1 protein-coding gene is annotated in these 1,021 nt (G+C 30.0%); it reads right to left on the reverse strand.

Going from position 1 to position 1,021, the window contains the following annotated elements:
- Window positions 1-515 precede the first annotated feature (515 nt).
- Window positions 516-887, reverse strand: coding sequence for a hypothetical protein (locus tag Xedl_RS19770; RefSeq protein WP_074025436.1), 372 nt, complete (start codon window positions 885-887; stop codon window positions 516-518).
- Window positions 888-1,021 lie beyond the last annotated feature (134 nt).

The raw sequence follows: 1,021 nt of genomic DNA on the forward strand, positions 1-1,021 counted from the left end.
ATGATAAAATCTTGCTGTGACATAGCCTTTTGTTCCTTTATTTCTCTATTTTTGACGACTTAAAGTTATAAAGGAGCGGCTATGTCATTTCAACTCACCCTAAAAGTCGAGCATCGCGTTAAATTAGATAACACTATGAATTTAATTAATTTCATAAATACATCATTAGTAACAGAAATGGTTTAATTATGATATTATAACTTTAATGTATCTTTCTCAGATTGTAGTGATCTAATCCTATATCTGGTTACTCACTTTTAGGTAGACTAATCATTTCCTGGGGTAAGATGCAGCTAGCAAAACACTCCCTAGCCTTGTCTATTTATAATTTAATAGTTTGACATCATCCGTTTCCATTTCACCATATTTTGACTTTCAGTTACAATATTCTTCTCTTCTACAGTCACTCTGTCGTACAATATTATAAGTTTCCATGTCATAATCAGTGAGTTTTAAGATGTGGACAATTTGATTTTCAGTAAATTGAAATTATTTACTATTAAAATTAATTTAATTTATTTTTTGTCTATATATTTTTCTATAATCCCCAGGACATCGTTTACATTTTGAGTATGGCATTCTTGTTTAATTGACTTCGCCATGTAATTATTTGTATAATCCATATGGCTAACACTCCCATTTATGGTATCTCTCCATAAATTTATTGACTCTTTATAGTATTCATCGTGTAAGTTTGATTCTTTTTTTTCCCAAAGATCTGATTTATTAAGTAAAAACAAAGATTGTGTTTTTTTAAAGTTTATGTCGGAATTAGAACCACTGTGTCCTTGTATAAAATTACATAATCCTTTAATGAAACTATTGTTTTTATTTATTCTTCTTTTCTGTATTGCAGAGCTGTTATCCCTATCTGAATGATCCAGCATGATTATTATAACGTCACGCGATGCTCGACTTTTAGGGTGAGTTGAAATGACATAGCCGCTCCTTTATAACTTTAAGTCGTCAAAAATAGAGAAATAAAGGAACAAAAGGCTATGTCACAGCAAGATTTTATCAT

The organism is Xenorhabdus eapokensis (genome assembly GCF_001908105.1).

Coding starts and splice junctions, on each gene's coding strand:
- Xedl_RS19770 (WP_074025436.1), bottom strand. CDS start 887: ATGCTGGATCATTCAGATAGGGATAACAGCTCTGCAATACAGAAAAGA.